Origin of the sequence: Mycobacterium sp. G7A2 (genome assembly GCF_041902445.1) — a bacterium.
Classification (GTDB): Bacteria; Actinomycetota; Actinomycetes; order Mycobacteriales; family Mycobacteriaceae; genus Mycobacterium.
Genome location: NZ_CP169251.1, coordinates 2,391,416 through 2,411,842, shown reverse-complemented (window position 1 = coordinate 2,411,842; position 20,427 = coordinate 2,391,416). Strand labels below are relative to the sequence as shown.

Genomic DNA, 20,427 nt, shown 5'->3' with positions numbered 1-20,427 from the left:
CGTGCCCCGGCATCGAGTACACGATGCAGATCGTGTGCGCGCCCGTGGTGCAAACCATGCAGGCCGGCCCCTTGCTACAGCACGTCGTTGGCATGCGCCCAGGCCGCCGCGGCAGTCCGCGACGAGACCCCGATCTTGGCGTAGATGTTGGCCAGATGGCGGCCGACGGTCTTCTCCGACAGGTAGAGCTGCTGGGCGGCCTGCCGGTTGGTCGCGCCCTGCGCAACGCAGGCCAGGACCTCGAGCTCACGGCGGGTGAGCCCGCCGGGTGTGGGGATGCCGCAGATACCGGCGGGTTCGACCCCCAGTTCGGCGTAGATCGCGTCGGCGGTGGCGGCGTCGGCGGCGGAGGCGCGCGTGTCTCCGAGGCCGCGCCGCGCCAGCGCCATCCACTCATAGACTTCGGCGGTCTCGTAGCGGGACTGCTGCACCCGGTATTCGCGCAGCGCCTCCTGGAGCGAGGCGAGCGCGTCGTCGAAACGACCCCGCCGCACCGCCACGGCGCCGCGGGCGTGCGCCGCCCAGGCCAAAAAACCCGGGGTCTTGAATGCCGCAGCGTCGGTTTCGAGTTCACGGCAGTAGGTTTCGGCTTCGTCGACGGCGTCGCGCCCGAGCGCGATCTCCACCGCGGCACGCAACAAACGCATCCGGTCCAGCCGGTCTGCACCGGCCAACGCCAGTCGGACCGCCGTCCACGCCGCCGCGGAGTCCCCGCGCCGGCAGGCCAGCAGGGCTTCGCCGGGCTGCGGGTCCTTGCCCAACGTTCTGGCCTGCTCGAAGGCCCGAGCCGCACCGTCCAGATCGCCCATCAGCCGGCGCACCTCGCCCAGCTGGTAGTACCCCTCTGCCGCGGCCCAGGAGTTGACCTCGGCGAGGGTGCGGCTGGAAGTGCCGAGCCGGTGCTCGAGGAGGCGGTAGTCGTCGGTGTGGACCTGCACCTGCAAACGGTGCACATCACACACCCCGCCGTAGGGCAGCGAACCCGACAACCCGCACCACTGCTCCATCGACTGGGTCCACGACCGCATCCGCGGCAGGTCGGCCAGCTTGTGGCAGTGGTGCAGCACGATGCAGTAGATGTCGCCGGCCCACTCGATCGGCACTTCATCGGCCACCAGCGGCAGAATCGCCTCGTCGATCAGCGCGTAGCCGTCGGCGGTGCGGGCGTGGAGGATCGCCTCGATGCCGCCGATGATCAGACCCAGCGCGGTGACGGCGGGCGTGTTCAACCGCTCAGCGAGGTCGCGCAGCGCGCGCACATGCGTGTCGAGCGTGTCGAGATCCAATGTCATCGCCGCGATGTTGGCATCGAGGTAGGCCAGGTAACCGTGTGCGGGCCCCTCCTCGGCGCCCGCGAGCAGCCGGCGGGCCCGGTTCATCCAGCCCTGCCCGATGTTGAGGTCACCGCGCACCAGCCAGGCCAGCCCGAGCTCGGTGGCCTTCATCGCCGCAGCGGTGGGGTCGGTCCTGGTGAGCTCGGCGAACACCCGCTCGGCGGCTCGGCTGGCCTCCTTCACGTGACCGAGACGCCACGCGGCGAACGAGAAGGCGTCGAGGTCGTCGATGCGCAGGGGCGCGTACACGCTGGCGCGGTCGAACGCCTCGTAGCTGGCACGCCAGTCCCGTCGTTCGTGCGCGGCGCGCGCGACCGTCAGCAGATCAATCTGCGGTTCGACCAGCATCGATGTTCAGGTTATCCCCATCTGCCCGGTTCAGGACAGGCCCGGGACACACGCTCTGTCGCCCCCGAGGCGAACCATTAGGTTGTAGGCATGACTCAGACGGTGCGCGGTGTGATCTCACGGAAGAAGTCAGAACCGGTCGAGGTGGTGGACATCGTCATCCCCGATCCGGGACCCGGTGAGGTGGTTGTCGACATCGCTGCGTGCGGGGTGTGCCACACCGATCTGACCTACCGCGACGGCGGAATCAACGATGAGTTCCCGTTCCTGCTGGGCCATGAGGCTGCCGGCACCGTCGAGTCGGTCGGCGTCGGCGTGACGAACGTCGAGCCGGGTGATTTCGTGGTGCTGAACTGGCGCGCGGTGTGCGGGCAGTGCCGGGCGTGCAAGCGGGGCCGCCCGCACCTGTGTTTCGACACGTTCAACGCCGAGCAGCCGATGACGCTGACCGACGGCACCGCGCTGACCCCCGCGCTGGGCATCGGCGCGTTCGCCGACAAGACCCTCGTGCACGAGGGTCAGTGCACGAAGGTCGACCCCGCCGCTGATCCGGCCGCGGCCGGTCTGCTGGGTTGCGGTGTGATGGCCGGCGTCGGGGCGGCGATCAACACCGGCGCCGTCAACCGCGACGACACCGTGGCGGTCATCGGTTGCGGCGGCGTGGGAGATGCGGCGATCGCCGGGGCACGCCTGGTCGGGGCGAAGAAGATCATCGCCGTCGACATGGACAACCGAAAGCTGGACTGGGCCCGCCAGTTCGGTGCGACCCACACGATCAACGCCCGTGAACTCGATCCGGTGGCCACGATCCAGGATCTGACCGACGGTTTCGGCGCCGACGTCGTCATCGACGCGGTCGGGCGGCCCGAAACCTGGAAGCAGGCGTTCTACGCCCGCGACCTGGCCGGCACCGTGGTGCTGGTCGGGGTGCCGACGCCGGACATGACGCTGGAGATGCCGCTGGTCGACTTCTTCAGCCGCGGCGGATCGCTGAAGTCGTCCTGGTACGGCGACTGCCTGCCCGAGCGGGACTTCCCGACGCTGATCACCCTGTTCCTCGAGGGCCGCTTCCCGCTGGACAAGTTCGTCTCCGAGCGCATCGGTCTCGACCAGATCGAAGACGCGTTCCACAAGATGCACTCCGGTGAAGTGCTGCGCTCCGTGGTAGTGCTGTAGGCATGGGCAACATCGCGCGGCTGGTGACCAGCGGAACGTTCGAACTCGACGGCGGCAGCTGGGAGGTCGACAACAACATCTGGCTCGTCGGCGACGACAACGAGGTGGTGGTGTTCGACGCCGCGCACACCGCCGAACCGATCATCGAAGCGGTCGGCGGGCGCCACGTCGTCGCCGTCGTGTGCACGCACGGGCACAACGATCACGTGACCGTCGCCCCCCAGCTCGGGCAAGCCCTGGATGCGCCGGTGTTCCTGCACCCGGCCGACGACGTGCTGTGGCGGATGACCCATCCCGACAGCGACTTTCGCGCCGTGGCCGACGGTGACACGCTGCGCGTGGCGGGTACCGAGCTGCGTGCTCTGCACACGCCCGGGCACTCCCCCGGATCGGTCTGCTGGCACGCGCCGGAGTTGGGCGCGGTGTTCAGCGGTGACACGCTGTTCCAGGGTGGGCCGGGCGCGACCGGCCGGTCCTATTCGGATTTCCCGACCATCCTCGAGTCCATCTCGGGTCGGCTGGGCAAGCTTCCCGGCGAGACGGTCGTCTACACGGGCCACGGCGACACCACGACCGTCGGCGACGAGATCGTGCACTACGACGAGTGGGTGGCCCGCGGCAGCTGAGCTGCCTATCGCGCCTGAGCAGCTGAGCTGCCTATCGCGCCTGAACAGCTGAGCTGCCTATCGCGCCTGAGCAGCTGAGCTGCCTATTGGGCCTGAGCAGCTGAGCTGCGGGATTGGCCAAGCAGCTCTGAGCCCTCTGCACCGCGAGCGCGCGCTCACGGTCCGTCAGCTCCGGAGGATCCGACGCTTCTCGGCCTCGAACTCGGCATCGGTGAGGGCACCTGACTCGCGCAGCGCGGCCAGCGTCTTGAGTTGTTCGAGCCGCACGTCGGTGTCGGTGGGTTCGTAGCTGTGCACCGGCGGCGGAACCGGTCCGGGCCAGGTGGGCTCGTCGAGACTCACCGGCGCCGCCACGTTCTGCACTGCGCGCGGCGACCGGAGCCGCCACAGGATCGCCAGGACCAACGACACGACACCGGCGGCGATGAGCCCGCCGAACGCCCACACCAGCCACCACGGCGAGTCGTCGCGGCCGAAGGCCAGCTGCGGGTTGATGTAGCCGGCGACCTCGCCGCGCACCGCGACGTCATACACGCCGTCCTCGGCAATCTGCACCGTCCACAGGCGGATGCGGACGTCGCTGTTGACCGAGGTGGTGGTGCCCACGCTCTCGGTCACGACGGGATCGGGCGCGCCGTCCGGCGGGGTGATGCCCAGTTGCAGCGCGGGCACCGGAAATCCGCCGCTGACACCACCGGGGACCGCGGTGTGGAAGCTGATGGTGGCCTCCCCGGCGGGCAAGTGCAGCCGCGCGGATCCGGGGATGGGCACCTCACCGTAGGCGTCGAACTCGTCGAAGACGAACACGTTCAGAAGCACTGACACGACGAGACCGACAACCCCGGTGACCAGCGCGAGAATTGCACCGGCCAGCGCGACGCGTGGACCGACCCGTCCCGTCATGAGCGAAGTCTGTCACGACCGCGCTTCTGCGGCGCGGTCGCGACGTGAGGACTACCGTGCGAAAGAGAGGGATACCACGCAGAGCTGTTCGGAGGTCGCGATGCCTGAATCCAGCATCGTCGTGCGGCCTCAACCCATGGACAGCGAGACCTACACCGCGTCCTCGCGATTGCAGGCCGCCGGTCTTGCCCCCGCGATCGCCGTGTTCGAACGGGCCGCCGCGCAGGTTCCGCTGCCGACTGCCCCGCAACCGATCGTGCTCGCCGACTACGGCGCCGGCACCGGCCACAATTCGCTGCTGCCGCTCGGCGCCGCAATCAAGGTGCTGCGCAGCCGCACCAGCGCCGAACACTCGGTGCTGGTGGCGCACACCGACATTCCGGACAACGATTTCACCGCGATGTTCCGCACCATCGAGGAGGACCCGGACACCTACCTGCGCAAGGACCCGGCGACGTTCGCGTCAGCGGTGGGGCGGTCGTTCTACGGCCAGATCATGCCTTCCAACAGCGTGCATCTGGGTTGGAGTGCGTGGGCGATCCAGTGGTTGAGCCGGACACCGGCCGAGATCGACGGCCACGTGCACATCTCCGACTGCACCGACTCACAGGTGCAGGCCGCGTTCGCGCGGCAGGCCGCCCACGACTGGCATGAGTTCATCGCGTTCCGCGGGCGCGAGTTGGGGCCGGGGGGACGCCTGGTGGTGATGACCATGGCCGTCGGCGACGACGACGAGGTCGGGTTTCGGCCCCTGTTGCGCGCGATCGACGACGCGCTCGAGGAGTTGGCCGGCGACGACGTCATCACCGCCGACGAGCTGGCCGGCATGTGCATCCCGACGGTGTCGCGCCGGGAGGTCGACTTCACGGCCCCGTTCGCACCGTCGGGCCGGTTCGAGCGGCTGGAGATCGAGCATCTGGAGGTGTTCGACGCCGAGGACCGGTTCTGGGAGCGCTATCGGGCCGACGGCAACGCCGCCGCGTTCGGCACGCGGTGGGCGGCGTTCGCCCGTGCGGCGGTGTTCCCGGCACTGCTGACGGCTCTGCCGGAGGACACGGACGAACGGCGGGTCGGCGCGTTGTTCGACCGGCTCGAGTCCGGCATCAGCGAGCGGATGGGCGCGGCACCCGAACAGGTCCGCATCCCGCTGGCGCACGTGGTGCTGGTCAAGCGGCCACGCACCTAGCGGATCGCACCTAGCGAATCGTGCCTAGCGAATCGTGCCTTTGCCCGGGATCAGCGGCAGATCGAGCGCGGTGACCCACCCGGGTGACAGATCGTTGACGGCCGGCACCGCATTGAGGGCGCGCAGCCCGGTCGCCAGGCAGCCCGCTGCCGCGGCGTCACGTCCGGAACCATCGGTGAACCGGAACGCGGTCTCCTGGGAGATGCTCGGCGTCCCTTCGATGTCGACACGGTAGACGTCGTTCTGGTTGCCCGACGGCCAATCCGGGGCGGCGTCGTTGCCGATGCGGTTGACGTGCTCGAGTTGGATGCGGGTCTCGCCGCGGTAGACACCGTTGACGGTGAAGCGGACAGCGGCGACGTTGCCGGCCGCGATGACGCCTTTCGCGGTCTTGCGCTCTGTGGGGGTGACCCACTTCTCCCAGGTGGTGGTGATGTCGTCGAGCATGATCCCGGCGGCGTGGGCGATCATGGGAACTGTTGCACCCCAGGCGAACACGAGGATATCGGGGTTCTCGAGCATCGCCCGGTACTCCGGCGGTCGCCCGATGCCCATCTCCCGGTCGTAGTCTCCGGTGTAGTGGGTGTAGTCCAGTAGCTCGGAGGCGCGCACGGTGCGGACCTCGGAGCACAATCCCATCAGAGTCATCGGGAACAGGTCGTTGGCGAAACCTGGGTCGATGCCGGTGGTGAAACACGACGCCTCGCCGAGTTCGCAGGCCACCGTGATCGGTTCGATCCAATTGGGCGGATTCAGGTGCATGGTCGGCCAGATCCACGGGGTCATCGCGGTGGAGCACACGTCGATGCCGGCCCGCAGGAACCGGGTGATCAGATCGATGTTGGCGTCGGCGTGCGCGGCGGTTGGACCGTAGTGCACCAGCGCGTCGGGTTTCAGGTCGATCAGCGCGTCGACGTCGTCGGTGGCAGCGATCCCGACGTCGGAGGACAGTCCACAGATGTCGCCGATGTCGCGTCCCACTTTGGCGGGGTCGCTGACGCCGACGCCGACCAGTTCGAACCCGGGGTGCTCGAGCACCTCGGCGATCACCATCTTGCCGACGAACCCGGTTCCCCAGATGACCACGCGTTTGGCGTCAGAATCGGTGCGCACAGCCAATACCCTAGGCCCGGCCCGCGCGGCGGGAACGATTCCGGCCCAAGTCGACGGTTCTCACGGTGCGGCCGCGGCCGGCGTGTCGTCCAACGTCACCCTGAATTGCATTGTCCGATAGGGCCATCCGTTGGCGGTGTGCCACTGCGACACCATCAGACCGACGCCGGCTTCGACGCCCACCCTCGAGCCGGGCAACACGTAGCCGCCGTAGAGCTGGGCCACCCGGCCGCCGGCGTGGTCCTCGTCCTGCCATCCGCAGCCGATCACCGGCTTCTGGATAGCGGTGCTGTGCATGTTCGCCAGCGGGGAGTCGATGACGCGGTAGCCCAGTGCGTACTCCGAGGCCAGGAATCCACCCAGGATCCAGTGGCCCGAGGCCAGCCGACGCAGCGTCAGCTCACCCCACTTCTCACCTGGCGGCGTGATCGGGGTGGCCCGGCTCCCCCACCCCCACCGCCCGTCGGTGAACCCCCAACTTCGATAGTGCCGCCGCGATCCGACGTGTCGGGGCCGCACCCGCATCAGGATGATGCCCTTGTCGCGCTGAAAACCGGTGGCGGCCACATATACCCAGCCGCCGTCCGGTCCCGGTTGGTGGTCCCAGCTCCAGCACTGGGCGTGACCGTGATGCAGGTCGGCCGCGAAGCGGGCCTCGCTGCCGAGGTCTCGCCACGTCGCGCCGTCGTCGTCGGAGCGCCAGATCTCCGTCCACGCGACGTTGCCCAGCCCGCGGTTGACGATGGCGTGCAGATACATCGAGTCCCCGACGGTCAGCAGGTCCGACGGGATGACGGTGCTGATACCGCGTCGCCGGCGGGCGGCGGTGTGGTCGTGACGGTAGTGCCACAGCTGACGCGCATAGTCGGGGTCGGGTCCCCCCGCACGGTGGTAGACGATCTGGTGGTCGGCGTCACCGCGACCGATCAGCACGACCGGTGAGCGCCAGTCCCCCCGACCGACGGTGTCGCCGGAGAACGTGTCGCCGAACACCGACACCAGCGATCCGTCCGGGGCCAGGACCGAGGCACCCAGGTCGGCACAGGTCACTCCCCACCGGTCGGTGATCCCCGGTCCGGTGACGTCGACGGCCTTGCCGCATCTGCGCGGCAGCGGCCGCTTTCCTAGAAGCAGCGGCGCAGCCCGCCGGGCTCGCAGTACAGCGGGTACCGGTCGACCGGGATCGGCAGCGGTTCCTTGAACGACAGCGTGAAGTTCGTATTGATGATGCCGGGCTGCAGCCCGCACACCGCGTTGTGGGTGACGCTGCGGGTACCCGACATGGTGACGTCGTCGAACTTGAAGGTCTCGATGGTGGGCGCCCAGGTGCCGTCCGGGCATTTCATGCCCTTGGCCACCGGTGTCGTGAAGCTCCACACTCCCCCGGTCAGCCGGGCGTCACCGCCGACCAAACCGTTGGACGGCCCGACGTGCAGCCGGCAGCCGACCGGCAGATACAGCGGTTCACGCAGGTCGCCGACCACCGGCACGCAGGACGGATAGATCGTCCACGTCCCGGGCTGCCCGTCGGACGGCATGTAGTTGTAGACGCCTTCCATGACGTTGGCGGCCTGGGCGGACGGCGGAGCCCCCACCGCGACACCCATCGCGACACCGACACCCATGGCGGCGGCGGCCGCCGCGCGCAGGAACCTCACGTTGTCTCCCTTCGCCCCGCCGCATGGTAAGACAGGTTGACCGAAGTATTTCAGTCGCGGGTAGACAAAGTCACGGCTTTGTCGCTTGTGGCAGCTCGTGGGTTGGGCCCAGGCGAGTTTGGGTAGAGGCCCCCCAGCGGCTCGAGTCCCGGGGTGATGCACATGACGAGAACGGCGGCGTCGACCGCGCTCGTCGTGCTCGCCTTGGTGGTGGCGCTGACCGGCTGTTCGACCGGCCAGCGGGTGGATCTCGGTGACGGCGCCGAGGGCGGGGTGATCGCGGCCATCGCCGGTGAACCCGATCAGCTCGATCCGCACAAGACATCGGCCTACTTCTCGTTCGAAGTGCTCGAGAACGTCTTCGACACCCTGGTCGAACCCGACGAGAACCTGCAGATGCGCCCGGCGCTGGCCGAGTCGTGGGAGGTCAGCGACGACGAGCTGACGTGGACGTTCCGCCTGCGTCCCGGGGTGACGTTTCACGACGGCAGCCCGCTCACATCCGAGGACGTCGCGTTCTCCTACAACCGGATCATCGACGAAGAGCTCACCAACGTCGACAAGTTCAGTGCGGTCACCGCAGTGGAGGCACCCGACCCCGCCACGGTGGTGATCCGCGTCGACCGCCCGGTGCCCAACATGCTCACCAATCTCGGCGGCTTCAAGGGCATGGCCATCGTGTCCCGCCGCAACGTCGAAAGCGGCGAGATCGCCACCCATCCCGTCGGTACCGGGCCGTTCGCGTTCGCCAACCAGCGCAGCGGGGACTCGATCACGTTGGTGGCCAATCCGGACTACTGGGACGGCGCGCCGGACATCTCGGGGGTGCGGTTCCGCTTCATCTCCGAGCCCTCGACCGCGCTGTCGGCGTTGCAGGCCGGCGAGATCGACTGGACGGACTCGGTGCCCCCGCAACGCGTGCAGCAGCTGCGCAACGACGAGTCGCTCACGCTGGCCGTGGAGCCGAGCAACGACTACTGGTATCTGGCCCTCAACGAGGCGCGCGAACCCTGGAACGACGTGCGGGTGCGCCAGGCGATCGCCTACGCGATCGACCGCGACGCCATCGTGCAGGCCACCAGCTACGGCACCGCCGCGAAGAACCAGCTCGCGATCCCGGAGGGCAACCCGTGGTACGTGCCGTACGACCGCTACGGCGAGGGCGGTCTGGACAAGGCGCGTGAACTGCTCGACGAGGCCGGCGTGAGCCCGGGCAACCTCGACATGCTGGTCACCACCGATTATCCGGAGACGGTGACGGCCGCGCAGATCGTCGCCGACAACCTCGCGCCGCTGGGCATCACGGTGAACATCCGCACCGTCGACTTCGCGACCTGGCTCGACGAGCAGAACAAAGGCAACTTCGACATGTTGATGATGGGCTGGCTGGGCAACATCGACCCGGATGACTTCTACTACGCCCAGCACCACACCGACGGCACCAGCAACGCGCAGAAGTTCTCCGATCCCGAGGTCGACCGGCTGCTGGACGCGGGCCGGGTGGAGACCGACCGACAGGCCCGCTTCGACGACTACCGCCGTGCGGCGACGATGATCGCCGACCAGGTCAGTTACATCTTCCTCTACAACCCGTCGGTGATTCAGGCGTGGAATCCTGCGCTGGAGGGCTATCAGGCGCGCCGGGATGGCGCGGTGCGGTTCCGTGACGCGCACTGGGCCCAGGACGGTGACGCCTGACATGGCCGCTCCCACGGTGCTGACTCACCCCATCGCGCGGTTCGTCGTGCGCCGGCTGGCGTATTCGGCGGTGGTGCTGCTCGGGGTCGCGGTGGTGGTGTTCGCGCTGGTTCATCTGGTCCCCGGTGACCCGGTCCGCATCGCGCTGGGCACCCGCTACACCCCGGAGGCCTATGAGGCGTTGCGGTCGGCCAGCGGTCTGGACCGGCCGATCGTCTCGCAGTTCTTCGGGTTCGTCGGCTCGGCGGCCACCGGTGATCTCGGGGTCAGCTTCCGCAACGGCGATCCGGTGACCGTGACGTTGATGGAGCGTCTGCCCGCCACGTTGTCGCTCGGGCTGGCCGGCATGGTGATCGCGCTGCTGATCGCGTTGCCGGCCGGCATCTACTCGGCACTGCGCGAGGGGCGGGCCAGCGACGCGGTGATCCGGATCAGCAGCCAGTTCGGGGTGTCGGTGCCGGACTTCTGGATGGCCATCCTGCTGGTCGCGCTGTTCTCGACGACGCTGGGCTGGCTGCCCACCTCCGGGTATCGGTCCCTCTTCGACGACCCGGTGGGCTGGCTGCGCCACATCGTGCTGCCCGCTCTGACGGTCGGTCTGGTGGCCGGGGCGATCATGACGCGCTACGTGCGTTCGGCGGTGCTGGAGGTCGCATCGATGGGCTATGTGCGCACCGCCCGGTCGAAGGGTCTGTCTCCGCGGGTGGTGACGTTCCGCCACACCGTCCGCAACGCGCTGGTGCCGATTCTGACGATCACCGGCATCCAGCTCGCCACGATCCTGAGCGGGGTGATCGTCGTGGAGGTGGTGTTCGCCTGGCCGGGGCTGGGCCGGTTGGTGTTCAACGCCGTCGCCGCCCGTGACTACCCGCTGATCCAGGGCGCGGTGCTGCTCATCGCGGCCCTGTTCCTGTTGATCAACCTGGTCGTCGACGTGCTCTATGCGGTCGTGGACCCGAGGATCCGGCTGGCATGACGACTCGAGACGATACCCGCATCTCGTCGTGGAAACTGTTGGCGCGCAACCCCGTCACGTTGGTCAGCGCGCTCGTGCTGGCCGCCGTCGCGGTGGTCGCCGTGTTCGCGCAGGCTCTCGCGCCGTACGGCATCAACGACGTCGACGTGCCCAACGCGCTGCAGGCGCCCAGCCTCACCCATTGGCTGGGCACCGACGAACTGGGCCGCGACGTGTTGTCCCGGGTGCTGGTCGCGGTGCAGGCCTCGATGCGGATCGCGGTGACGAGTGTCGCGCTGGCGTTGGTGGTCGGGGTCGCGATCGGGGTGCTGGCCGGCTACCGCGGCGGCTGGCTGGACACGGTGCTGATGCGCGTGGTCGACGTGATGTTCGCGTTCCCGGTGCTGCTGCTGGCGCTGGCTGTGGTGGCGATCCTGGGCCCGGGGGTGACGACGACGATCCTGGCCATCGGCATCGTCTACACCCCGATCTTCGCCCGCGTCGCCCGGGCCAGCACGCTGGGGGTGCGCACCGAACCCTATGTGCGGATGTCGCAGGCGATGGGCACCGGTGACAGCTACATCCTGCGGCGCCACATCCTGCCGAACATCTCCGGGCCGCTGATCGTGCAGACCTCGCTGTCGCTGGCGTTCGCGATCCTGTCCGAAGCGGCGCTGTCCTTTCTCGGCCTAGGTATCCAGCCGCCGCAGCCGTCGCTGGGCCGGATGATCTTCGACTCCCAGGGATTCGTGACGATGGCGTGGTGGATGGCGGTGTTCCCCGGCGCCGCGATCTTCGTGATCGTGTTGGCGTTCAACCTGTTCGGTGACGGATTGCGGGACGTCCTCGACCCCAAGCAACGCACCACCGTCGAGGCGCGCAGGAGGGAGCGATGAGCGAAGCCGCGGTGCTCGAGGTGGCCGACCTCGGGGTGCGCATCGGCGGTCGCACGATCGTCGAGCAGGTGTCCTTCGCGGTGCAGCGTGAGCACACCGTCGGCATCGTCGGCGAATCCGGATCCGGCAAGTCGATGACGGTGCTGGCCGCCACCGGGCTGCTCGACGCACCCGGCGCCCGCGTGTCGGGGTCGTCGACGGTGACCGGTGGTTCCTCTCCCGTACAGCTCGTCGGCGCGCCACCGAAGGTGCTGCGCCGGGTGCACGGCGCCCGAATCGGATTCGTGTTCCAGGACCCCGGCACGTCGCTGAACCCGCTGCTCACGCTGGAGCGTCAGATCACCGAATCGCTGCAGACGCACCGCGACATGACCCGGCGTGAGGCGACCCAGCGGGCGACCGAACTGCTGGAGGCGGTCGGGTTGCCCGATCCGGCGACCCGCCTGCACGCCTATCCGCATCAACTGTCCGGCGGGCAGAAACAACGCGCGATGATCGCGATCGCGCTGGCGTGTGATCCGGAGCTGTTGATCGCCGACGAACCCACCACCGCGCTGGATGTCACCACCCAGGCCCAGATCATCGAGCTGGTGCGCGATCTGCAACGCGACTTCGGCACCGCGGTGGTGTGGATCAGCCACGACCTGGGTGTGATCGGACAGGTCGCCGATGACGTGACGGTGCTGCGGGCCGGCCGGACGGTCGAGCAGGCGCCGATCCTGACGGTGTTCGACTCCCCGCGTGACGACTACACCCGTGATCTGCTGGCCGCCAGGCCGGTGCTGGATGCGCAGGGTCCGCCGGAGGTGACGGGCACCGACGAGCTGTTGACCGTCGAGGGCCTGGATGTGCGGTTCACGGTGTCCACTCCGGTGGGCCGGTCGACGGTGCACGCGGTGCGCGACGTGTCGTTCACCGTGCGCCGGGGGGCCACGCTGGGGCTGGTCGGGGAATCCGGTTCGGGCAAGTCGACGGTCGCGGCGGCGTTGACCGGGTTGGCCCGAACCGACGGCGGGACCGCCACACTCGACGGCACGGACGTGTTCGGCGCCAAGGGATCTGCGGCCCGGGCGTTGCGCCGCCGGATCGGGCTGGTGTTCCAGGATCCGTTCTCGTCGCTGAATCCGCGTGCGCGGGTGGCCACGTCGATCGCCGAACCGCTGTCGGTACACGATCTGGTGGACGGCAAGGCAGCCCGGACGGAACGAGTCGCCGAGCTGCTGGAGCTGGTGGGGTTGCCCACGGAGTTCGCGCAGCGCTATCCGCACGAGCTGTCGGGCGGTCAGCGCCAGCGGGTCAGCATCGCCCGGGCGCTGGCCGCCGAACCCGAATTGCTGATCCTCGACGAGGCCACCGCATCGCTCGACGTGTCGGTGCAGGCCCGGGTGCTGGAGCTGCTGGCGCGTCTGCAGCGCGAGCTGGGTCTGAGCTACCTGTTCATCGGTCACGATCTGGCGGTGATCCGCCAGGTGAGCCACGACGTGCTGGTGATGCGTGACGGCGCGGCCGTCGAATACCGGCCTGCGGCCGAGTTGTTCGCCTCACCCGAGGAGCAGTACACCCGCGAGCTGTTGGCGGCGGTGCCGCCGGTGACCCCGCGCGCCGCCGTCTGAAAGCCGCACGCTCGGTGAGGGCGCGTGCCGCCGTCTGATCACCCACCGCCTCGTGAGAAGGTCGTGGGCATGGGTCAATTGAGCGGGAAGGTCGCGCTGGTCACCGGCGCGTCAGCGGGACTGGGTGCAGCGACAGCGCGGTTGTTCGCCGAGCGGGGCGCCCAGGTGTTCGGGATCGCCCGGGATGCCGAGCGGATGGCCGAGGTGTTCGCCGACGTCCCGGGTGGCAGGTTCGCCTCGGTGGACATCACCTCTCCGCAGGCATGTGCCGACGCCGTCGCCGACTGCGTTGCGCACTTCGGGCGTCTCGACGTGCTGGCCAACGTGGCCGGATTCCACCAGATGCGGCATTCGGCCACGATGACCGACGACGACTGGGAACGTGATCTGGCGGTCAATCTCACCGGGCCGTTCTACCTGTGCCGCGCCGCGCTGCCGCATCTGCTGGACAGCGGCGGCAACATCGTCAATGTCTCGTCGATCGCCGGGGTCGAAGGCGAGGTGTATTCGGCGGGCTACTGCGCGGCCAAACACGGGCTGGTCGGGTTGACCCGCGCACTGGCCATCGAGTTCACCAAGGACCGGCTGCGCGTCAACGCCATCTGCCCCGGCGGGATGCCGACCGCGCAGACCACGGAGTTCCAGGCGCCGGAGAACGCGGACTGGGACCTGATCATGCGCATCGCCTCGCCGCGCGGCTTCATGGACACCACCGATGTGGCCAAGACCATCGCGTTCCTGGCCAGTGACGACGCCGCGGCGATCCACGGGGCGGTCTACCGCGTCGACAACGGCAAGGGCGCCGGCTGACTCAGCCCGCAGTTCGCACGCAAGTCCCATGCGTTCAGACTGCAGCCAGCGCGGCAAAGTGCGAGTGGGGCCCGCGCTGGATGCAGTCTCAACGCTCGGGGACGGTGCCGAGGAAGCGTTCGATCATCGCGCGTTCGGCACCTGGATCGTCGACGGGCCAGAACAGCAATGCCAGCACGATCCGCACGATCCACTGGGCCGCTTCGTCGTCGCGGTCGGTGATACCGGTGAGCTCGGCGGCCAGCGTCGGCGGGATCGGCGAACGGCTCACCCACTGCAGCTCCGAGGCGCCGCGCATCGAGTGCAGCAGGGCCCGTCCGAGCGGATCGGCCCGGATGTGTCCGAGCGCGGTGACGACGGCGGTGACGGTGCGCTCGCTGCCCTCGAGCCCCCGCACCGCGGCGCGCACCGCGTCGACGATGCGTTCGGCCTCGCGGGTCAGCACCGCGTCGCGGATCTGCGCCTTGCCGCCGACATGGCGGTAGAGCGTGGCGCGCGAACAGTGCACCCTCGCCTGCAACTCGGCCATGTCGAAGCCCTCGAGGCCGTCGCGGGCGATGAGCGCGGTGGCCGCGGCATAGATCCGCTCCGCGGCCGCACCGTGGCGGTCCCCCACCAGCCAATCGTTCGCCATCGGTCACCTCGTCGAGAATGGTCCGGTCATGGATCTCAATATGAGACACAACATACAATCAGTCTTACCCTCGGGCCTGCTCCGGAGGCTGAGCTGAGACGGCACTCCGTCGCCACAGGTGCAAGCGGTTGTCGACTTCGTCCGGGCCGTTGACGCGTGGCGCCGCGACGCCGGAGCCTGGACTCGTGACCGTGCACGAGACCGACCTCGGCCTGGCGTTGTTCGCCGATGAGTTCCTCCAGGACCCGTATCCGCTCTATGCCCGGATGCTGGCCACCGCGCCGGTGCACCAGATCGGCGATTCCGGCTTCTACGCGGTCTGTGGTTGGGATGCGGTCACCGACGCGGTGGCACGCCCGCAGGACTTCTCGTCCAACCTGACCGGCACCATGGTGTATCAATCGGACGGCACCGTCGGCACGTTCCCGATGGACGACCTCGGCGGCCCGTCCCAGGTTCTGGCCATCGCCGACGACCCCGCCCATGCGCTGCATCGCAGGAAGCTGGTTCCGCAGCTGGCGGCCAAGCGGATCCGCACCCTCGAGTCGTTCGTCGCCGCCGCCACCGAGCGGCTGTGGGCTGAGCAGGTGAGCGACGGTCACGTCGAATGGATGTCGGCGATCGCCAACCGGCTGCCCATGCTGGTGGTGTGCCGCCTGCTCGGGGTGCCCGACGAGGACGCCGAGCAGTTGGCCGAATGGGGTTACGCCAGTACCCAACTTCTCGAGGGCCTGGTCAGCCAGGAGCAGCTCGCCGGCGCGGGCGCGGCGGCGATGCAGTTGGCGCAGTACGTAGCAGAGAAGTTCGACGCGCAGGCGGCACACCCGCAGGACACCCTGATGGGCGCGCTGGCGCGCGACTGCGCCGAAGGCGAATTGGACGTGATGACAGCGCAGATGATGATGATCACGCTGTTCGGCGCGGGCGGGGAATCGACTGCATCGCTGATCGGCTCGGCAACGGCGCTCCTCGCCACCCGACCCGAGCTGCAGCATCGACTTCGGGACGACTACAGCCTCATACCGGTGTTCCTCGAGGAGACACTGCGATTCGAGCCGCCGTTTCGGGGTCATTACCGCCATGTGCTGCGCGACTGCGTGCTGGCCGGGCACGAGCTGGCCGAAGGGTCACGGTTGATCCTGTTGTGGGGCGCGGCCAACCGGGATCCGGCGCACTTCGCGTCGCCGGACGAGTTCCGCCTGGACCGACCGAACAGCAAGGGCCACATCGTGTTCGGCAAGGGCGTCCACTTCTGCGTCGGCGCGGCACTGGCCCGCATGGAGGCCAGAATCGTGCTCGAGCACCTGCTGGCGAACACGCGCCGGCTCGAGGCCGATGGACCCAGCCGCTGGCTACCCAGCCTGCTGGTGCGACGGTTGGAGAGACTCACTCTTCGCGTCGACTGACCCGCTGCATCCACGTTCTCCCGCGCCCTCGAAGCGAGATCGACATGGTGGCTGCGAAAGTCAGCTGATGCCGACGTGATCACCGCCCTGGTGTCGATTTCGGCTCGAGCACCGTGGGGACAGAAAATCCACCGGACCCGTCAGAGCTTGAAGCGGCCCGCGAATCCCCGCAGTGGCAGGTCCGCGCTGGTGATGATGCCGGGCGGAGCGGCCACCACCGACTTGATCGCGTTCAGCGCGGGCATGCCGGTCACCGTCATGCCGATCGACGCGAAGCTCGCCGGATCGGACAGGTCGACGCCGGGCTTGGGGAAGATCATGTGCTTGTTGTAGATGTTCGGATCACCCTTGATCTGAGTGATGTAGCAGCCCTTGATGTCCCAGCTCGGGTCGGTGTGCGGCGTCATCTGCCACTCCAGGTGGGTCTCCACCCGCGGAACCCCGTCGACCATGCCCTGGTAGCGAATGTAGTTGCCGCCCAGCGACCCCTTCGGCAGCTGGTACCAGCCCAGGTCGACGTCCTTGGTGCAGGCGCCCAGTTCGTAGCTGAACTTCACCTCGTCGAGCGTGAGGCCGAAGCAGTCGGCCATCATCAGCACACTGTCGGCGAACACGCGGGTGTACTTCTCGAGCTTGCCCGGGATCTCCGGATCATCCACGGGCTGCCCGTAGCCGACCTCGATCCAGGTGTCCTTGGAGTGATGGCACGACACGTCGACCGATTCGATGGTCGTGACGTTCTCGATGTCGGCGACGTCCGCCGAGCACACCACACCGAGGATCTGGTTCACCCCCGGGTTCATCCCGGTCCCGTAGAAGGTGGCGCCACCCTTCTCGCAGGCCTCCTGCAGCAGTTGGGTGACGGGCTTGCCCGACGGGTGCGGATGATTGGTGTCGCGGTGCCATCCGGTGATCCAGTCGGCGGTGGTGACGATGTCGATGCCGGCTTCGAGGATCCGCACGTACAGATCCTCGTCGGGGAACACTCCGTGAAAGGTCAGCACGTCGGGTTTGGCGGCGATGATCTCGTCGATCGTGCCGGTGGCGGTGACGCCGTTGGGCGCGATGCCGGCGAGTTCGCCCGCATCCCGGCCGACCTTCTCCGGCGAATAGCAGTGCACCCCGACGAGTTCGAGGTCGGGCTGGGTGGCGATGCGCTTGATCATCTCGGAGCCGACGTTGCCCGTGGCCACCTGGAACACTCTGATCGTGCCGGTCTTTGTGGTGGTGTCTGTCGTCTCGGTCATGAGCGCCCTTCCTGTGCGGTCATTGCGATCTGGCGGCCAACTCGGCGGCGCTTCCGCCCTTGCCGTCGGGGTAGAACTTCATCGCCCACTGCCGAATGGCGGTGAAACCCTTTTGTTCTGAGCTCGCCAGGGCGGGCGGGTCGGAATAGCGCTGGTGCGCCCAGATGTGGATGTCCTGCGCGAACTGGCGGATCACCTCGTCACCGAATTCCCGGGCCTTGGCCTCGGCCCGCACCGGGTCGCGGCCCGACTGCTCGGCGGGCCGGCCGATGTAGACCATGAAGCGCACGTCGGAGGTCGACTCGTCGACCGGGGTGATCGCCGAGATGGTGCGGTTGTCCACCATCCCCCAACTCTTGGTCACCGCGATGCCCAGACCGCCGTTGATCGCTTCGACCCCGCTGTTGACATCTTCGATCTTCTGGCCGTCGTCGCCTTCGAAGGTGATGGTGAAGTCGACATAGGACACCGGTTCGTCGAAGTCGTGGCGGGTGAACACCGGCACGATCGGGGTGTTGTGCACGTACTTGAAGTGCGCGAAGTCGACCCCGTTCTCCAGCACGTACTGCGGATGCATCTCCAGGCCCTGCCGGAACAGCCGCTGCTGCGGGTAATAGTCCGCCGCGGAGGTCCCGTCACCGAAGCTGGCGAACACGTCGGGCGCATCGAAGAACGGTGCGCGGTTCTCGATGTCGTGCCAGAGGTAGACCGATTCGTTGCGCTCGACCACCGGGTAGGTGGTGATGCGCCGGCCCCGGTTGGGGCGGTCTTCGTAGGGAATGCACACGTTGCGGCCCTGTTGGTTCCACTGCCAGCCGTGGAACGGGCATTGCAGCACTTCACCTTTGACGGTTCCGCCGTAGCCGAGGTGGGCGCCCAGATGCTCGCAGTAGGCGTTCATCACCGTCAGCTGCCCGGATTCGGCACGCCAGGCGACCATCTCCTGGTCGAAGTACTTCATCGTGTGGACGTCACCGACGTTGATCTCGTCCGACCAGGCGACCTGAAACCATCCGGTCGGCTTCATCGACAGGGGCGGTCTCGCCATCAACTATCCCTTCGGATCGACGTCGGGAGAATGATAGAGCAGTCAATGAAAAAACCATAGTGGGTTCTACGAAACGACGATCGACCGGCTATCCTGCCAGCATGAGCCAGGTGGCGGCGTCGGTGCGGCGACCCAATCGTCGAGGGCTGGCGACCCGCGAGAACATGCTCGAGGCGGCGCTGCGAGCGCTGGCATCCGGCGACCCCGCCTCGGTGTCGGCCAACCGCATCGCCAAGGACATCGGCGCCACCTGGGGCGCGGTGCAGTACCAGTTCGGCGACGCCGACGGGTTCTGGGCCGCGGTGCTGCACCGCACGGCCGAACGCCGCGCCGACGTGTTCACCACGATCGACCAGGCTGCGCCGTTGCGCGACCGGGTCGCCGGCATCATCGACACGTTGTACGACGGCCTGGCCGAACCGGATTCGCGTGCGATCGAAAATCTGCGCGCTGCGCTGCCCCGTGATCACGCCGAGTTGGAGCGGCTGTACCCGCGCACCGCGGCCGAACTGTTCTCGTGGGGCCAGTCCTGGTTGCAGATCTGCGCCGACGCGTTCGCGGATCTGGACGTCGACCCGGACCGGGTGCGTGAGGTCGCGGCGCTCATCCCGGGCGCGATGCGCGGCCTGGTGTCCGAGCGTCAGCTCGGTTCCTACGCCGACCTCGACGTGGCCCGGCGCGGCCTCACCAACGCGCTGGTGGCCTACCTTCAGCCCACGCCATAGCTCTCACGCCCACAGCGACATCAACGTGACATAGCAACAGGTGCCGATGAGGATGCTGAGCAGGGCCCGGCCGCGCCACAGGTGCAGCCCGGCGGTGACCGCGACCGCGACGGACAGCCAGATCAGCTGGCGCACCGTGTCGCCCGCCACGGTGCGTAGCGTGTAGATCGCCAGCATGACCATGACGCCGACGGGCATGTGGACGCTCAGGTAGCGAACCACCCGGCTGTTGCGCAGCGGCGCCAACGCGGCGAAGGGCAGCGCCCGAAGTGCCCAGGTGACCGCGGCACTGACCAGCACCAGTACCGCGATGTATCGGTTGTCAGGCACGTCGGCCACCCCGGGTGAACCGCATCCGCACCAGCGAGGCCGCCGTGAACGCCGCAAACGCGCACACCAGCAGCTGACCGGGCACCAGCAGCCACGCCACAACCGCCGACAGTGCCGCGACCATCGCAGTGACCGGGTCCGGGCGCTGACGGTAGGCGTCGATGCCGAGCACGATGAACAGTGCGGTCAGCGCGAACTCCAACCCCACCAGCCGTTCGATCGGGACCGCTTCGCCGACCAGACCACCCAGCGCGGCGCCGGTCACCCACAGCAGGTGCAGGCTCACCTGCATCACCAGCAGCGGCCGCGTCGTCCACGTGCGGGCTTCCGGGCTGACCGCCACGGCGAACGCCTCGTCGGACAGGGTGTAGGTGCTGTAGGCCTTGGCCGCCCGGCCGCGGACACGGTGCAGCGGGAACGACAACGCGTAGAACACGTGGCGGGAGTTGACGATCAGCGTCGTGAGCGCGACCGTGGCCAGGGGCGCCGCGGTGGCTGCGAGATGCACCATGAGGAACTCCAGGGACCCCGCGTAGACGACTGCGGCGAACACCGGCGCCCACCACCACGCCAGCCCCGCATGGACCACCAGGAAGCCCAGCGCCATCCCGAGGGGGATGAATGCCAACCCGACAGGCGCGGTGAGGGCGAGCACCTCCCGGGTCGAATGCCGTCGCGCAGGGTCGGTCGGCACGGGCTCCACCTCCTCGGGATCAATGGG

Annotated in this window: 20 protein-coding genes; 10 read left to right on the top strand and 10 right to left on the bottom strand. The window is 68.2% G+C overall.

Annotation, left to right across the window (positions count from 1 at the left end; genetic code table 11):
- Window positions 1-74 precede the first annotated feature (74 nt).
- Window positions 75-1,682, bottom strand: a complete 1,608-nt coding sequence (locus tag ACEWX3_RS11655) for a LuxR C-terminal-related transcriptional regulator (RefSeq protein ID WP_374159480.1) — start codon at window positions 1,680-1,682, stop codon at window positions 75-77.
- Between the two features lie 90 nt (window positions 1,683-1,772).
- On the opposite strand from ACEWX3_RS11655, the gene ACEWX3_RS11650 reads away from it, so the two are divergent.
- The gene (locus ACEWX3_RS11650; RefSeq protein ID WP_374159479.1) at window positions 1,773-2,858 is read left to right on the top strand and encodes an S-(hydroxymethyl)mycothiol dehydrogenase; all 1,086 of its coding nucleotides are present in this window, start codon (window positions 1,773-1,775) and stop codon (window positions 2,856-2,858) included.
- A gap of 2 nt (window positions 2,859-2,860) precedes the next feature.
- Window positions 2,861-3,484 (top strand): MBL fold metallo-hydrolase, encoded by a 624-nt coding sequence (locus ACEWX3_RS11645; protein ID WP_207066746.1) that lies wholly within the window; start codon window positions 2,861-2,863, stop codon window positions 3,482-3,484.
- 165 nt (window positions 3,485-3,649) lie between these two features.
- On the opposite strand, the gene ACEWX3_RS11640 is transcribed toward ACEWX3_RS11645, so the two are convergent.
- On the bottom strand, window positions 3,650-4,387 hold the full coding sequence (locus tag ACEWX3_RS11640) for an SHOCT domain-containing protein (protein WP_374159478.1): 738 nt from the start codon (window positions 4,385-4,387) through the stop codon (window positions 3,650-3,652).
- A gap of 100 nt (window positions 4,388-4,487) precedes the next feature.
- On the opposite strand from ACEWX3_RS11640, the gene ACEWX3_RS11635 reads away from it, so the two are divergent.
- Complete coding sequence (locus ACEWX3_RS11635; RefSeq protein WP_221358611.1) at window positions 4,488-5,573, top strand: class I SAM-dependent methyltransferase; 1,086 nt, start codon at window positions 4,488-4,490, stop codon at window positions 5,571-5,573.
- A gap of 24 nt (window positions 5,574-5,597) precedes the next feature.
- Here the strand turns inward: ACEWX3_RS11635 and ACEWX3_RS11630 are convergent, their stop codons facing one another.
- The 3 genes from ACEWX3_RS11630 to ACEWX3_RS11620 are packed head-to-tail and all read right to left on the bottom strand — an operon-like array spanning window position 5,598 to window position 8,344.
- Window positions 5,598-6,686, bottom strand: a complete 1,089-nt coding sequence (locus tag ACEWX3_RS11630; RefSeq protein ID WP_286182946.1) for a dihydrodipicolinate reductase — start codon at window positions 6,684-6,686, stop codon at window positions 5,598-5,600.
- 60 nt (window positions 6,687-6,746) lie between these two features.
- A complete protein-coding gene (locus tag ACEWX3_RS11625) occupies window positions 6,747-7,799 on the bottom strand; it encodes a DUF4185 domain-containing protein (protein WP_207066778.1) in 1,053 nt (350 codons plus the stop codon).
- Window positions 7,800-7,810: 11 nt separating this feature from the next.
- The gene (locus ACEWX3_RS11620) at window positions 7,811-8,344 is read right to left on the bottom strand and encodes a hypothetical protein (RefSeq protein WP_374159477.1); all 534 of its coding nucleotides are present in this window, start codon (window positions 8,342-8,344) and stop codon (window positions 7,811-7,813) included.
- 162 nt (window positions 8,345-8,506) lie between these two features.
- Here ACEWX3_RS11620 and ACEWX3_RS11615 point away from each other — a divergent pair, with 162 nt between their 5' ends.
- From ACEWX3_RS11615 to ACEWX3_RS11595, 5 genes are all read left to right on the top strand, one after another.
- The gene (locus ACEWX3_RS11615; RefSeq protein WP_374159476.1) at window positions 8,507-10,042 is read left to right on the top strand and encodes an ABC transporter substrate-binding protein; all 1,536 of its coding nucleotides are present in this window, start codon (window positions 8,507-8,509) and stop codon (window positions 10,040-10,042) included.
- Between the two features lies 1 nt (window position 10,043).
- Window positions 10,044-11,018, top strand: coding sequence for an ABC transporter permease (locus ACEWX3_RS11610; RefSeq protein WP_374159475.1), 975 nt, complete (start codon window positions 10,044-10,046; stop codon window positions 11,016-11,018).
- Window positions 11,015-11,893 carry an ABC transporter permease gene (locus tag ACEWX3_RS11605; RefSeq protein ID WP_207066752.1) on the top strand — a complete coding sequence of 293 codons (879 nt, stop codon included), beginning with the start codon at window positions 11,015-11,017 and terminating at the stop codon, window positions 11,891-11,893. Before ACEWX3_RS11610 ends, ACEWX3_RS11605 begins: the two co-directional genes overlap by 4 nt.
- Window positions 11,890-13,506 (top strand): dipeptide ABC transporter ATP-binding protein, encoded by a 1,617-nt coding sequence (locus tag ACEWX3_RS11600; protein ID WP_374159474.1) that lies wholly within the window; start codon window positions 11,890-11,892, stop codon window positions 13,504-13,506. The genes ACEWX3_RS11605 and ACEWX3_RS11600 overlap by 4 nt, the downstream gene beginning before the upstream one ends.
- A 69-nt stretch (window positions 13,507-13,575) precedes the next feature.
- Complete coding sequence (locus ACEWX3_RS11595; RefSeq protein ID WP_221358606.1) at window positions 13,576-14,316, top strand: SDR family NAD(P)-dependent oxidoreductase; 741 nt, start codon at window positions 13,576-13,578, stop codon at window positions 14,314-14,316.
- Between the two features lie 88 nt (window positions 14,317-14,404).
- Here ACEWX3_RS11595 and ACEWX3_RS11590 read toward each other — a convergent pair whose 3' ends face one another.
- Window positions 14,405-14,950: a TetR/AcrR family transcriptional regulator gene (locus ACEWX3_RS11590; RefSeq protein WP_374159473.1), complete on the bottom strand. Its 546-nt coding sequence runs from the start codon at window positions 14,948-14,950 to the stop codon at window positions 14,405-14,407.
- A gap of 185 nt (window positions 14,951-15,135) precedes the next feature.
- Here ACEWX3_RS11590 and ACEWX3_RS11585 point away from each other — a divergent pair, with 185 nt between their 5' ends.
- On the top strand, window positions 15,136-16,356 hold the full coding sequence (locus ACEWX3_RS11585; RefSeq protein ID WP_374159472.1) for a cytochrome P450: 1,221 nt from the start codon (window positions 15,136-15,138) through the stop codon (window positions 16,354-16,356).
- Between the two features lie 140 nt (window positions 16,357-16,496).
- Here the strand turns inward: ACEWX3_RS11585 and ACEWX3_RS11580 are convergent, their stop codons facing one another.
- On the bottom strand, window positions 16,497-17,603 hold the full coding sequence (locus tag ACEWX3_RS11580; protein ID WP_374159471.1) for a dihydrodipicolinate reductase: 1,107 nt from the start codon (window positions 17,601-17,603) through the stop codon (window positions 16,497-16,499).
- 19 nt (window positions 17,604-17,622) lie between these two features.
- Window positions 17,623-18,651 carry a Rieske 2Fe-2S domain-containing protein gene (locus ACEWX3_RS11575; RefSeq protein ID WP_374159470.1) on the bottom strand — a complete coding sequence of 343 codons (1,029 nt, stop codon included), beginning with the start codon at window positions 18,649-18,651 and terminating at the stop codon, window positions 17,623-17,625.
- A 101-nt stretch (window positions 18,652-18,752) separates the two neighbouring features.
- Between ACEWX3_RS11575 and ACEWX3_RS11570 the strand changes: the two genes are divergently transcribed.
- Entirely contained in the window at window positions 18,753-19,376 is a 624-nt protein-coding gene (locus ACEWX3_RS11570) for a TetR/AcrR family transcriptional regulator (protein WP_207066758.1), read from the top strand.
- A 3-nt stretch (window positions 19,377-19,379) separates the two neighbouring features.
- On the opposite strand, the gene ACEWX3_RS11565 is transcribed toward ACEWX3_RS11570, so the two are convergent.
- Together ACEWX3_RS11565 and ACEWX3_RS11560 are read right to left on the bottom strand one after the other, a co-directional pair.
- Window positions 19,380-19,706, bottom strand: a complete 327-nt coding sequence (locus ACEWX3_RS11565; protein WP_221358600.1) for an AzlD domain-containing protein — start codon at window positions 19,704-19,706, stop codon at window positions 19,380-19,382.
- Window positions 19,699-20,400 (bottom strand): AzlC family ABC transporter permease, encoded by a 702-nt coding sequence (locus tag ACEWX3_RS11560; RefSeq protein ID WP_207066760.1) that lies wholly within the window; start codon window positions 20,398-20,400, stop codon window positions 19,699-19,701. The genes ACEWX3_RS11565 and ACEWX3_RS11560 overlap by 8 nt, the downstream gene beginning before the upstream one ends.
- Window positions 20,401-20,427: the final 27 nt, after the last annotated feature.